Consider the following 12,875-nt stretch of genomic DNA (forward strand, 5'->3'; position numbering starts at 1 on the left):
ATAATTAAACTTCTTTACCAGGTTTATTTTTCCCATTTATAGCCGACACCCCATATCGTTTTCAAATGAGTATCGATAGGGTAATCATGTTTTCGAATTTTTTCTCTCAGGTTTCGAACATGGGAATCAATGGTCCTCCCCTCTGTTTCTGAATCGAATCCCCAGATTAACTCTAATAAATCTTCACGTTCATACACTTGATTCGGTCGTTTGAGCAGCAGCCCCAGCAATTTGAATTCTTTAGGGGTCAGACGAATTTCCTTATTTTTATAATTGAGTTGGTGTGAATCTTGATTCCATATTAAACCATTGACTTCAACTTTCGTTTGATTCTTTTCTCGCCTTAACAGAGCTTCTATCCGAGCGAGCAGGATTTCCTCATCGAACGGTTTCGTAATATAGTCATCCGCTCCTATGTGCAAACCATGAAGAATATCTTGTTTTTGATCTTTTGCGGTAAGCATGATAATTGGAATATTCGTTCTTTCTTTAATCTTCGTGCATGTAGCAAAACCATCCATCTCTTTCATCATGATATCTAACAGGATCAGATCATAAGTTTGTTCATTTAATTTCTTGAGAGCCTGATAACCACTCAAAGCCTCATCACAGGTAAACCCATGAGGAGTTAGGTATAAGGAGATTAAATTTAGCATTCTTTGTTCATCATCAACAAGTAAAATTCTAGTCATAAACTTCCCTCCTTTGGCCAAGACACTTGAATACATAATCCATTCTGATTCTTAGCTTCAACTTTCCCTCCATGAATCTCTACAATCTCTTTAACGATAGCAAGCCCCAACCCAGTTCCCCCTGAGTTCCTAGATCTTGATTTATCCAATCGAAAAAGACGATCAAAAAGATAAGGAATGGACTCTTCCGGGACACCAGGTCCTTCGTCTCTTATGGTAATCAACACTTTCATGTGCAGCTTTTGAACTTGAATCCAGACGCTAGGATGCCTGCCAGAATACCGTAGGGCGTTGTCTAAAAGATTCATAATCACTTGCTTGAAACGAATAGGATCTGCATAAACCTCGAGCTCTTCAGGACAATCGATTCTTACTTCAGCGACATGCGTTTTTATCAGTGGGTACAGCTTCTGTTTTGCATCCAGTATTAAGGGCTTAACTTTGCATGATTCCGGCTGAATGGCAAACGTATTTTCATCCATTTTTGCTAATTGAAAAAGTTGTTGAATCATTGTTGTAAGACTTTCGGTCTCTTCTTTAATAATTTCAAGGTACTTTCTTCTATTCTCTTCACTTGTCTGCTCTCGGGATGCAATATCGGCGTACCCTTTTAAATAAGTTAGGGGAGTGCGTAATTCATGAGCAATCGAAGACAAAAAGTCGTTACGTTCCTGCTTCATTCTTTCTAAATCTTCAGCTAAACGATTGATGGAACGAGCTAATACTCCAAGTTCATCATTATAATGTTCACTCAACTCCACATTTGTCTCCCCATTGCTTAGCTTTTCAGTCTCTTCTTTCATCCTAATGAGTGGTTTGGTTACCAGCTTTGAAAGAGTGAACACGACAATCATGGTCACAACAAGGATGAGTACCATGACAAAAATGAACTGCCGAGAGAGATGAGTGGTAAGATCTCTAATGATGGAAGAAGGTGAAAACATATACACATTGCCTTGAAGTTCCCCATTGATCATAATGGGGGATAATGTTGCTACGTAGGGAGAGGTTTTCCACTGCTCTTCAACTATTATCCCTTTATATTTTGGACTTGTTCTATATTCTTGAATTAATTCTCTGTGAAATGAATCAATAGAGGATGAACTAGATAGAATGTTGCCTTGTTCATCTGTAATGACTACATCTGTTATTGCTTCTGACTCCATTAGCGCTACATGATTCAGTGTAGCCTCATCGAACTTCTTCTCTAGTACATCTCGATGACTCCCACCTCGACTTAGAAGTCCATCCAACACTTCATCAATTTGATAATTTGATATATTCGTATACAAAACAAAGAATAACGAGAATTCTATAATGGTCATTAAGAGAAAGAACAACAATCCTATTTTTAATGAAATGCTTTTCCTTATATTCATACTATCTCCTCAAAGGACGTCAATTGAGTCGACCACCCAAAATTGGGGGTATATCCATAATGACCGTGATATAGGAGAGCAAGGCCGGATATAACTGAAGACAGCAAGGCGATATAGACCTAAGACCACACTCCCATCCAAAAACATCGCTTTTTTTTTCAACAATAACCTACCTCTCTAGTAAGCACGCTTACTCTTTTTATTTCGTTTTCCCTTTATCAATAATTTGTTCCCATTCTTTCCCGTAATTAGAAGTTATATAACTGCTCCCATTAATTGTGAATATAACAAACTCACCATCCGCATCTGGGTTTTTAGAGATATACATAACAGCATCTTCCCCTAACTTAGGGAGTTCCATGTTTTCTTTTGTTTGTTCATTCCAATCATAAACCTTTAATGAAGCCTCTCCGGTATAAAGACCGTAGTATAATCGATCTTCTGTGAAATATAAACCGCTTCCTTGTCCTTGTTCAGAAATGATCTTAAAGGTTTCTCCTCCATTTTCACTGAAGTAAATACCTGTAGCATCTGCCACTGCCACGATTTTATCATCATCCGGATGCACGGCAATTTGCAAAATTTTCTCTCCTACATTTTCGGCCGTAATCTTTTCCCAACTTCTCCCTTGCTCCGTGCTTTTATAGAGACCTTCGTCCATCTCAGAATTAGAACGCTCGTTTAATACATAAATGGTATGGTTTCTCGCCCCTACCCCCATTGCATGAAAGTCGCTTTCTCCTTCAAAAGCAAGAGGTGATAGTTCCTTTTTAGTCAACTCCCCTCTTTGAAGTCCAACAGGATTAGGTAAATCACTTTGTTCACCTGGATGTCCTGAAGTATAAAAGCCATCATCCACCACATTAAAACCCATGTAATCATTTTTGTGGTATGTAGATTCCAGCCAATCCCCATCTTGAAAAATCTTCACACCCGAATGCGCAGCGTATGCAATAGTTTCTCCATTTACATACCCCATTCCGTGCACATGCTTTAATGATCCGTCAAATGATTCTGTAGCTACTTGTAAGGATTCTTTGCCCGCTTCTTTTTGGTTACTCTCTCGTTCTAATTGGCTACAGCCTGCAATAACTGTAATCGATACTAATATCATAAGGGTTATTTTCATTTCAACCACTCCTTGAAACAATCTCAACTAATCTTCTCAAAAAAATATCGAGAAATTGTGAAGAAATCTATATTCTCTTGAACCTCTCTTCAAAAAGAAAAAGCCTGAAGATACAACCTTCGTCGCATCTTCAGGCTTTCATTTTCTTTTACTGATGATTAAAAAACTACATCGTACCCTTGATCTTCGACTGCTTGCATCACCTCTTTAACATCTGTCGCCAATACCTTTTTAGACCCTTTCCAAAACTAATCGGTGTTGTTAAAAACCCGCATCAACAAACCGTAATCGTGCGGTTTATATTTAAACGGAGATTATGGACAAGTTGAGAATGCAATTAAAAATGAAGCCTCCCAATAGAAAATACTATTTGGGAGGCTTCATCGATTCAATCTAAATTTGATCCAGTCAGTGCGAATTTACAGGGTTTCAAATCCTTGTCTATCTAAGGGTTTGAGAGCAGCTTACATCATGCCGCCCATGCCACCCATGCCGCCCATTGGATCCATTCCCGGCGCACCGCCAGCTGGCTCATCTTCTTCTTGATCAGCCACAACTGCTTCAGTGGTAAGGAACATAGCTGCAACGGAGGCTGCATTTTGAAGCGCAGAACGGGTAACTTTGGCTGGATCTACGATGCCTGATTTCACCATATCTACCCATTCGTTGGTGAGGGCATTGTAGCCAATGCCTACTTCTTCTTTTTTCAGACGCTCAACGATAACGGAACCTTCTTGCCCAGCGTTAAACGCGATTTGGCGAATCGGTTCTTCAAGAGAACGCTTCACGATGCTAACACCTGTTGCTGCATCCCCTTCTAGTTTTACGCTCTCTACCGCACGGATCACGTTTACTAGAGCGGTACCGCCACCTGAAACAATGCCTTCTTCCACAGCTGCACGAGTGGAGTTAAGAGCATCTTCAATGCGCAATTTTTTCTCTTTCAATTCGGTTTCGGAAGCCGCTCCCACTTTAATAACGGCTACACCACCCGCCAATTTAGCCAAGCGCTCTTGTAGTTTCTCTTTATCGAACTCGGATGTGGTATCTTCCAATTGTGTCCGAATTTGACCTACACGAGCGTTAATCTCTCCGCGATCACCAAAACCATCCACGACGATGGTATCTTCTTTGGTCACACGGATTTGACGAGCACGACCCAATGCACTGATATCAGCAGTTTTCAGGTCCATACCTACTTCTTCTGTGATTACTTGACCACCGGTCAAGGTAGCAATATCTTGTAGCATCGCTTTGCGACGATCGCCAAAGCCAGGAGCTTTTACAGCGACAGCGTTAAAGGTACCACGCAATTTATTCACAACCAAAGTAGCGAGTGCTTCTCCTTCAAGATCCTCAGCGATAATCAAGAGGGGCTTACCTTGTTGAACTACTTTTTCTAGTAGTGGCAGAATCTCTTGTACATTACTGATCTTCTTATCCGTGATCATGATGTACGGCTCATCCAAGATTGCTTCCATTTTATCAGAATCGGTTACCATGTATGGGGAGATGTAGCCACGGTCAAATTGCATCCCTTCTACAACTTCCAATTCAGTAGTAAACCCTTTGGATTCTTCGACTGTGATTACACCGTCGTTACCCACTTTTTCCATTGCTTCTGCAATCAATTGCCCTACTTCTTCGTCGTTAGCCGAGATAGAAGCAACCTGTGCGATCGACTCTTTTCCTTCGATCGGTACAGAAATATTTTTAATTTCTTCTACAGCAGCGATAACCGCTTTTTCGATTCCTTTGCGTACGATCATTGGGTTAGCACCAGCTGCTACGTTTTTTAGCCCTTCAAGAATCATTGCTTGAGCCAATACAGTAGCGGTCGTCGTACCATCACCAGCAACATCGTTGGTTTTGGTAGCAACTTCTTTTACGAGTTGTGCACCCATGTTTTCAAAGTGATCTTCTAGTTCAATCTCTTTTGCAATGGTTACGCCATCATTGGTGATAAGTGGAGATCCAAATTTCTTCTCCAATACCACGTTGCGACCTTTTGGTCCAAGCGTTACTTTTACTGCGTTTGCAAGTGAATCCACCCCACGAAGCATTGAACGACGCGCGTTTTCACCAAATTTAATTTCTTTAGCCATCGTTTTGTCCCCCTCCTAAATTGTAAGGATTGGATATTTTGTAGCTTATACATCCAAAGTCAGTGATAAGAGAGATTTCCCTACCTAATCAAGCAGGAAAGCCTCTCTCATCTGAGCACATACAGGCGAAAAAGTCACTTCCTACTCTACAATCGCCAATACGTCACTCTCGCGTAACACTAAGTATTCTGTTTCTCCGACTTTCACTTCAGTGCCGGCATATTTGGAAAAGATGACACGGTCGCCTTCTTTCACTTCCAACTCAACTTTATGACCGTTTTCAAAACGACCACTTCCTACCGCAACCACTTTCCCTTCTTGCGGTTTTTCTTTAGCGGAATCAGGCAAAACTATGCCACTTGCTGTTGTCTCTTCTTGTTCGATCGCTTCCAATACGATACGATCACCCAATGGTTTGATCATCGAAAACCCTCCTTCGTAATCAGGCGGAATTCATATTTTAATTTTGTTAGCACTCATTAAGGTCGAGTGCTAACACCCATTATTATGATATTCCTCTTGCACTCATTTTGCAAGACCTTTGCTAAAAAAAATTTATGTAAATACTTTTATATCGTTGAATAGGCTCCAGCAAAAAACATGATGGTCAGTTGATTTCCTCTCTCTATGTAAAAAAGAACAACCACCGAATGATCCACCAGTGGTTGTTCATATATTTATTCTTTCGTCTCTTCCCACATGCGTTCTCGCTCCTCATCTAATCTAATAAGGCGGCGATCAAGCCACGCACAGAGGGCGATACTGATCTCATATAGCAAAAACAACGGAATGGCCACCAGAATATTAGAGATAAAGTCTGGGGGCGTAATCATTGCAGCCACAACGACTAAAGCGACATAAGCAAATCTCCGTCCCTTGCGCAACATAGACGGACGCAGGATACGTAGACGTGTAAAAAAAAGAACAATAATCGGTAACTCGAACAGAAGCGCCATCGGGAAGCATATACGAAACATAAAGGAGAACACTTCATAGATGCCGTAGGTCATTTCTGCTCCCAACACTCCATTTAACGTTTCCATAAACATAATTAAATAGGGAAACACAATAAACAATCCAAAACTTAATCCCAAAGCGAATAGCAATACGGCGATTGGAATGTAGACAAGGGTAGCGCGCTGTTCGTGCGGCAACAATCCAGGTTTTACAAACTTCCAAATCTGATATAACAGAACAGGGAGTGTGAGGCAAAAAGCAATAACAAATGCAAATTGCATGATCACCGTAAGCGGATCCATGGGATTGAAAATATGAAATGAAAATCCTTCTAGGGAAGGACGCTTTTTAAACCACTGAATAATGGGGCCCGCTAAATATATTCCTAGACCCATCGAAACAATAAATGTCCCCAACACCCATAAGATTCGACTACGTAATTCTACAAAATGGTCTAGCGCGGTTTGATTCTGCTCGGTCATCTTCAATCCTTCCTTTATAAAACAAATGCAAGTTTAACTGATAGGATAAGGGTTGTCCTCATCATCCACAGGAAAATTCTTTAGAAAATAGATCAACGTTTGCAGTTCGGACGTTAAGTCAATGTGATGAATGCGCACGGTAGAAGGTGCCGTAATACGAGTGGGACTAAAGTTTAAAATCCCGCGAATTCCCGACTCTACAATTTGATCGGTCGTCGTTTGCGCCACATTAGCTGGCACCGTTAATATAGCTACTCCTACTTGATGAAGTTGACACACGTCGGGCATGCGTTCCATTGGAAAAACAGGAATATCATCAATTTCACGCCCGATCTTTGCTTTATCAGTGTCAAAGCCAGCCACAATCTTAGTGCTGTGACTGCGATAAAAATTGTAGCGCAACAGTGCTGTACCTAAATAGCCTACTCCTACCAAAACCACGTTTGTTACTTCATCCTGATGCAGAAAATCACGTAAGAACTGCAATAAGTACTTTACGTTATAGCCATATCCTTTTTTTCCTAGTTCACCTAAGTAAGAAAAGTCACGACGAATGGTAGCTGAATCAATCTGAAGAGCATCGCTCAACTGAGTAGACGAAACCCGTTGTTTTCCGATAGCGTGTAACTTCTCCAGATACCGATAATACAAGGGGAGGCGTTTGGCCGTTACCTTAGGAATCTGTATTTCTTGAGACATGTCGCTTCCTCCAGGGATTGTACAGTCTTTCAACGTTCATCTTGTAGTAAAGTTCATACTCTCATTCCCAGTATAGCACACTCCCCTTCACATCACGGAGAGCTCTTATGGATAAATGGCAACTTGTGATACTGAAAAACCCCTTCTGAAGTAAGCACTTGATGTAAAGGTTCATCATGCGACTCAGCATATACAGTCTCTACTATCTGCCATGGATAAGCAGCTCCCATACGTATACAGTCAAGCGGAAGATCTTCCGCAAAAAAGCGATCGTAATAGCCGCCCCCGTAGCCTAGACGAAACCCTTGCTGATCAAATGCGAGACCCGGTACGATAGCAAGCTCCACCAGGTCTGGGGCAACTTTATTTTCTGCTCGTGCAGATGGCTCCCAAATTCCATACGCTCCTTCTTCCAGTTGAGTAAAGTCTGTTAAACTGTATAGGATCATCTTTTTATTTAATGGGTCCGTACGTGGGAGAACGACCTTCTTTCCATCCTCCCAACTACGTTCTATCGCCACACATAAATCCACCTCTTGCCGAAACGACATATAGTATAAAATCGTCTGAGCTTCCTCATACTCAGGACTTTCAAGAAGGTGCATACACACGGCATGCGAACCCTTCTTCGCTTCCTGCTTCTCCATCTGGTTTCTTCGTTCCCTCATTTGACGTCGTAAGGCGCGCTTATCTTTTTTTAGTTGCAAAAATAAATCTCCTCCTCAAAACTCTAATCTTCTAGAACCGCAGGATTTGCTCACAAACCCTTACTTACGCTACACTGAAATAGGAAAAAATGAGGTGAACGCAAATGAATCTGTTACAACTGAAGAAGGTGTCCAAATTTTTCGGCGCTACTCCAGTTTTTACTGAGGCTGATTTACGTGTCAACAGTAACGAGCGTGTCGGGATCGTAGGTCCTAATGGAGCTGGCAAAACGACGCTCCTGAAAGTTATCTTAGGTCAATTAGAAGCAGATCAAGGCGAGATCACCAAAGCAAAGCAAATTCGCATCGGTTATCTCGCACAAACAAGTGGTTTAGACTCCAGTCGCACCATCTGGGATGAAATGTTATCTGTATTCTCCCACATACGTGAGATGGAGACACAACTCCGTCATTTGGAAAACATGATGGGGGATGAGAAAGTATTAGCTGATGATCATAAATACCAAAAAGTATTAGATCAATACGCTCATATCCAGGAAGCGTTTGAAAAGGAAGGCGGATATCAATATGAGACCCGTATTCGCGGAGCTCTACACGGTCTCGGGCTAGCTAATCTATCCTGGGAAGAAGCGATTATTCATTCCTTGAGCGGGGGGCAAAAAACCCGAGTCGCTCTCGCCAAGATGTTATTAGAAGAGCCTGACCTACTCATCCTCGATGAGCCGACCAATTATCTGGATATGGAGGCGTTACGCTGGCTAGAGCAAACATTGGCTCACTATCCTGGAGCCTTACTCCTCGTCTCTCATGATCGTTACTTTCTCGATCAACTGGTGGAAATCATTTATGAAGTGGATCGTCATCAAGTGACTCGTTATACAGGCAATTATACTCGCTATTTACAGGAAAAAGAAGAGCGTCTCCTCCAATGGCAACAAAGCTACGACAAGCAGCAAACAGAAAAGAACAAGTTGGAAGAGTTTGTACAACGCAATATTGCTCGTGCCTCTACCACAAAACGGGCACAGAGCCGCCGTAAAACGCTTGAAAAAATGGAGATGATCACTGCTCCACCAAAAGAGCGTAAACAAGCTGCTATACGCTTTCCTACTGCCCAAACCAGTGGACAAGAGGTACTCACCATCACAGATGTAAGTATTGGGTACGGAAGCAATGTATTGGCTGACAACCTTCACTTCCACATTAAGCGGGGAGAACGTATCGCCTTATTAGGTCCAAACGGCGCCGGCAAAACGACCTTATTAAAGACAATTGCTGGTCGCCTCCCCATTTTAGCTGGAGAAATACAATTTGGAGCAGGCGTACAGATGGATGTCTATGATCAGGAGCAGACAGGCCTCACCCCCGAAAATACCGTGCTGGATGAATTGTGGAATGAGCATCCCAATTTGGATCAAACAACTGTCCGTTCTTATCTCGGACAATTCCTCTTTCATGGCGATGATGTTTTTAAACTCATCTCTTCTCTCTCCGGCGGAGAAAAAGCACGCCTATCTCTATTAAAGCGAATGATTAATCGCGCCAATCTGCTTCTAATGGATGAACCGACTAACCACTTAGATATGCCCAGTAAAGAACGCTTAGAAGATGCATTACAAACATATACGGGTACCCTTTTATTTGTTTCGCACGACCGTTATTTTATCAATAAATTAGCGACACATATTATTCGTTTAACTCCCACCGGCTTACTTCACTTCGAAGGAAATTATAACCAGTTCCTGCAATTTGAAGCAGAGCAACAAGCTGCCCAGCAAGCAAAGAAAAAAGAAAGTTCCCCTGTTCGCAAGAGCAAAGAGCATGAGAAGAAAGAGACCGTTTCTGTAGCTCAATCCTTAGCAGCACTGGAAGATACCATTGCTCAATTAGAAGAGGAGAAAGAGAAAATCGAAGAAGAACTGTGTCAGCCTGAAATATTTCAACAGCCGGATAAGAGTCAACCTCTACAAGAACAGCTAACCCACCTTACCAACCAAATAGAAAAGCAGACTCAGAAGTGGTCCGAGTTGGCTGAAGAGATTTAAGTAGAAGAGATGAACTCACATCAAACGAAGCTCCATCAAGTTAAACGTGAAAGAGCGGGAGGGCACCCTGTAGATGCCGCCGGCTCTTTTTTTCTCCACTTTTACGAAATAGTATGTGACACCATCTCTATCTGACGCAAGAGCCGTTCCCGATGAATCGCCTCTGTCTGTGCTGCTTCCACTGATACCGCGCAAAAAGAAAGCTGATCTCCTGGAGCTAATTGAGCAACTACAGACAGGTCAGCTGAGATCACAGTGGCAATTTGTGCATATCCCCCTGTTGTTTGGCGGTCTGCCATCATGACAATCGGTTGACCCTCTGGTGGAACCTGCACCGTTCCTTTGGTTACCGCTTCACTTAACAACTCGATCTGCGTACGCTCCATCTTCTGTTCTCCATAAAGGCGGTATCCCATACGATTGGAGTCTACACCGATCTGATATGACTGTGTAAAAAAGAGTTCTATGCTCTTCTTGCTAAACCACCGATCATCTGGACCTAGCACAACGCGCACTCTGGGTGCCGCCGAATATGAGGGTAGTAACGAAGGAGAAAGTTTGCGACCCGCTCGAGTACTACGTGAGCTCTGCCCGATGCGTATACGATCCCCTTTTTGTAAAGGCCGTCCCTCAAAGCCGCCGATCCCACCTTGAACATAGGTGGAGCCACTTCCTAATACTTCTTCTGACTCTATTCCTCCCGCTATTGCGACATAAGTGCGCCATCCTGTTCTCCTTGTTGTGAAAGTAAGTGTTGCTCCTTTAGCTAGCCGAAAGCTTCGCCAAGGAAGGATCTTCGTGGCTCCCACCTTCGCCCCTAAATCTGCCCCACCTAATGCCAGCAACAGATCACACTCTGCTCGCAAACTGCTGCCTGGACCTGTCACTTCTAGTACGGGTGCAGTACGAGCGTTACCTACCAATAAATTAGCAAGCTGGTGTGCCTGCTCATCCATCGCCCCTGCAGGTACAATTCCCAGCTGCTGATAACCATAGCGCCCCCCATCTTGAATCGTCATGAACATACCAGCCCGCACAACCTCTAATTCTCTAAGCCCTGGTTGATTCATTCCTCCCCTCCCCCTTCGCTTCTACGCTTACATTCCAATACGAATCCCTTCTGCCCGTAAGCCATTATACAGCTCCTGCAAAAATCCCAGTGCTTGTGGTGAATCCCCATGTACGCAAATCGTATCCGCCTGTAAATGTATTGATGTTCCGGTAACCGTGCGCATGGTGCCCGTGCGCAGGCAGGTAATGATTTGCTCGATTGCTTCAGTAGAGCTGGTTATTAACGCATTCTTCTGACTGCGTGGAGTTAAACTCCCATCGGATTGGTAGGTACGGTCAGCAAACACCTCTTCTGCTACCGTAAGCCCTAGTTTGCGCCCTCTTTCCACCAACACACTTCCTGCCAGAGCATACAGTACTAACGACGTATCCAAATCATACACCGCTTTTGCTATCGCTTCCGCGATAGTGGAGTTATGCGCTCCCATATGATATAAAGCTCCATGAGGTTTCACATGATGAAGGCGACCGCCATGAAGGTGAATAAACGCTTGCAACGCACCGATCTGATACACCACGAGATTGTAAACCTCTCTTGCTTCCATGTCCATATAACGACGCCCAAACCCCATTCGATCGGGTAATCCAGGATGAGCCCCTATGTTTACCTGATACGCTTGCGCCCTCTCCACTGATGTTTGCATCACATTGTGATCTCCCGCGTGATAACCACACGCGATGTTGACAGACGATATATAGCGATATACTTGATCATCAACCTCTAGCCGATACACACCAAAACTTTCTCCTAGATCGCAATTCACATCGACCACGCTAATCATTTTTCTCCCCCTTACTAGTACTGCTAATACGATACTCGCCTGCTTTTACCTCTTGCTCAATCTGATGATATACTGCACGACTAATTGGAATAAAGCGAAGGTAATCACCTGCTCGATACGGTACTAGCTCAGGATCATTCCAATCCAGCAAAGGAATAGGGGTACGACCGATGATGCGCCATCCGCCTGGAGAAGAAATTGGATAAACCCCTGTCTGCGTGCCCGCAATCCCCACCGATCCGCTCTCCACATAAGGGCGGGGAGTAGCTAAACGAGGTGTAGCAATTCGTGAGGACATTCCGCCTAAATAAGGAAATCCTGGTGTGAAGCCGATCATATAGATGAGATAATCGGGACGGCTATGTTCCCTAATCACTTCTTCTTCACTCACATGATGAATGCATGCCACATCTACTAAGTCAACCCCCAGCTCTTTCTCATAACAGACAGGAATTTTAAGTCGCCTAGGAGAGAATCGCTCCTCGTGCTTGTCAGCATGTAATTGATATAATTGCTCCACCAGCATGGTGTAGTTTACTTCGTATGGGTTGTAATAGATGGTCACACTTCCATAGGTGGGCACCCACTCTTCTATTCCCACGAGTGGATTGGACTGCAGTAGCCTACACCATTGACGCACGCGTCGATGGAGTTGAGGGGAGATCTCTCTCCCAAAGGACAAGCGGACGGCACGATCTCCCATAGGATGAATGGAGAATTGACCCTTCTTGTCTCCTAAATGAACCTCCTTCTCCTCCCACAATTTATCCACAACCCCTCTCTTCAAAACATACAACCCACACTTCTTTTCCACTAAGTTATCCACATTATCCACAGGGGTGTGGATGGGAATATCCACACCCCCC

Annotated in this window: 12 protein-coding genes; 1 reads left to right on the top strand and 11 read right to left on the bottom strand. The window is 43.4% G+C overall.

Annotated features, from left to right (window positions below):
• Positions 1-23: 23 nt before the first annotated feature.
• The 8 genes from NXZ84_RS11125 to NXZ84_RS11160 form a co-directional block, all read right to left on the bottom strand.
• Positions 24-692 carry a response regulator transcription factor gene (locus NXZ84_RS11125; RefSeq protein WP_258840421.1) on the bottom strand — a complete coding sequence of 223 codons (669 nt, stop codon included), beginning with the start codon at positions 690-692 and terminating at the stop codon, positions 24-26.
• The gene (locus NXZ84_RS11130; protein ID WP_258840422.1) at positions 689-2,017 is read right to left on the bottom strand and encodes a sensor histidine kinase; all 1,329 of its coding nucleotides are present in this window, start codon (positions 2,015-2,017) and stop codon (positions 689-691) included. The genes NXZ84_RS11125 and NXZ84_RS11130 overlap by 4 nt, the downstream gene beginning before the upstream one ends.
• Before the next feature lie 253 nt (positions 2,018-2,270).
• Entirely contained in the window at positions 2,271-3,200 is a 930-nt protein-coding gene (locus tag NXZ84_RS11135; RefSeq protein ID WP_258840423.1) for a F510_1955 family glycosylhydrolase, read from the bottom strand.
• 464 nt (positions 3,201-3,664) lie between these two features.
• Positions 3,665-5,305, bottom strand: a complete 1,641-nt coding sequence (gene groL, locus NXZ84_RS11140; protein ID WP_258840424.1) for a chaperonin GroEL — start codon at positions 5,303-5,305, stop codon at positions 3,665-3,667.
• Positions 5,306-5,446: 141 nt separating this feature from the next.
• Positions 5,447-5,728, bottom strand: coding sequence for a co-chaperone GroES (groES, locus tag NXZ84_RS11145; protein ID WP_258840425.1), 282 nt, complete (start codon positions 5,726-5,728; stop codon positions 5,447-5,449).
• Positions 5,729-5,982: 254 nt separating this feature from the next.
• Entirely contained in the window at positions 5,983-6,744 is a 762-nt protein-coding gene (tatC, locus tag NXZ84_RS11150) for a twin-arginine translocase subunit TatC (protein WP_258840426.1), read from the bottom strand.
• Positions 6,745-6,777: 33 nt separating this feature from the next.
• Positions 6,778-7,443: a redox-sensing transcriptional repressor Rex gene (locus NXZ84_RS11155; protein ID WP_258840427.1), complete on the bottom strand. Its 666-nt coding sequence runs from the start codon at positions 7,441-7,443 to the stop codon at positions 6,778-6,780.
• Between the two features lie 92 nt (positions 7,444-7,535).
• Positions 7,536-8,150 carry a 5-formyltetrahydrofolate cyclo-ligase gene (locus NXZ84_RS11160; protein WP_258840428.1) on the bottom strand — a complete coding sequence of 205 codons (615 nt, stop codon included), beginning with the start codon at positions 8,148-8,150 and terminating at the stop codon, positions 7,536-7,538.
• 104 nt (positions 8,151-8,254) lie between these two features.
• Here NXZ84_RS11160 and NXZ84_RS11165 point away from each other — a divergent pair, with 104 nt between their 5' ends.
• Complete coding sequence (locus tag NXZ84_RS11165) at positions 8,255-10,156, top strand: ABC-F family ATP-binding cassette domain-containing protein (RefSeq protein ID WP_258840429.1); 1,902 nt, start codon at positions 8,255-8,257, stop codon at positions 10,154-10,156.
• A gap of 101 nt (positions 10,157-10,257) precedes the next feature.
• On the opposite strand, the gene NXZ84_RS11170 is transcribed toward NXZ84_RS11165, so the two are convergent.
• Genes NXZ84_RS11170 through pxpB form a run of 3 tightly spaced genes read right to left on the bottom strand, consistent with a single transcriptional unit; the run spans position 10,258 to position 12,844 of the window.
• A complete protein-coding gene (locus tag NXZ84_RS11170) occupies positions 10,258-11,226 on the bottom strand; it encodes a 5-oxoprolinase subunit C family protein (protein WP_258840430.1) in 969 nt (322 codons plus the stop codon).
• A gap of 27 nt (positions 11,227-11,253) precedes the next feature.
• Complete coding sequence (locus tag NXZ84_RS11175; protein ID WP_396654037.1) at positions 11,254-12,009, bottom strand: LamB/YcsF family protein; 756 nt, start codon at positions 12,007-12,009, stop codon at positions 11,254-11,256.
• A complete protein-coding gene (gene pxpB, locus NXZ84_RS11180; RefSeq protein WP_258840431.1) occupies positions 12,002-12,844 on the bottom strand; it encodes a 5-oxoprolinase subunit PxpB in 843 nt (280 codons plus the stop codon). Before pxpB ends, NXZ84_RS11175 begins: the two co-directional genes overlap by 8 nt.
• Between the last annotated feature and the right edge of the window lie 31 nt (positions 12,845-12,875).

Origin of the sequence: Mechercharimyces sp. CAU 1602, from assembly GCF_024753565.1 — a bacterium.
GTDB lineage: Bacteria > Bacillota > Bacilli > Thermoactinomycetales > JANTPT01 > Mechercharimyces.

Coding starts and splice junctions, on each gene's coding strand:
- NXZ84_RS11170 (WP_258840430.1), bottom strand. CDS start 11,226: ATGAATCAACCAGGGCTTAGAGAATTAGAGGTTGTGCGGGCTGGTATG.
- tatC (WP_258840426.1), bottom strand. CDS start 6,744: ATGACCGAGCAGAATCAAACCGCGCTAGACCATTTTGTAGAATTACGT.
- groL (WP_258840424.1), bottom strand. CDS start 5,305: ATGGCTAAAGAAATTAAATTTGGTGAAAACGCGCGTCGTTCAATGCTT.
- NXZ84_RS11165 (WP_258840429.1), top strand. CDS start 8,255: ATGAATCTGTTACAACTGAAGAAGGTGTCCAAATTTTTCGGCGCTACT.
- NXZ84_RS11155 (WP_258840427.1), bottom strand. CDS start 7,443: ATGTCTCAAGAAATACAGATTCCTAAGGTAACGGCCAAACGCCTCCCC.
- NXZ84_RS11125 (WP_258840421.1), bottom strand. CDS start 692: ATGACTAGAATTTTACTTGTTGATGATGAACAAAGAATGCTAAATTTA.
- NXZ84_RS11135 (WP_258840423.1), bottom strand. CDS start 3,200: ATGAAAATAACCCTTATGATATTAGTATCGATTACAGTTATTGCAGGC.
- NXZ84_RS11130 (WP_258840422.1), bottom strand. CDS start 2,017: ATGACCATTATAGAATTCTCGTTATTCTTTGTTTTGTATACGAATATA.
- groES (WP_258840425.1), bottom strand. CDS start 5,728: ATGATCAAACCATTGGGTGATCGTATCGTATTGGAAGCGATCGAACAA.
- NXZ84_RS11175 (WP_396654037.1), bottom strand. CDS start 12,009: ATGATTAGCGTGGTCGATGTGAATTGCGATCTAGGAGAAAGTTTTGGT.